Consider the following 278-nt stretch of genomic DNA (forward strand, 5'->3'; position numbering starts at 1 on the left):
CGTCTGTTGTGTATAAGAGTCAGGAAGGGTATTATCAATTGAAACCACATGAAAAAGTACCTATTCACTCTATAAAATCTTTGCAGGAAGTAATGCAATTGCTAAAAAAATCTAAAGATTTTATAACATTGGAGATCGCTTCAAAGAATTCCGCTATTGTCATTTCATATTTTAGAACATTAATCGATATAAATATATTTCATGAAGAGGTTTTAACTTATATAAAAGAGGTCTCTTATACACATCTCCGAGCCCACGAGACGCTCATGAATCTCGTT

At 32.4% G+C, this 278-nt stretch carries 1 pseudogene; it reads left to right on the forward strand.

The window, feature by feature from the left end:
• Positions 1-38: 38 nt before the first annotated feature.
• A pseudogene (locus ACSG5Z_RS32745) lies at positions 39-278 on the forward strand (hypothetical protein); the annotation flags it as partial.

Source organism: Bacillus pretiosus, assembly GCF_051294775.1.
Lineage (GTDB): Bacteria > Bacillota > Bacilli > Bacillales > Bacillaceae_G > Bacillus_A > Bacillus_A wiedmannii.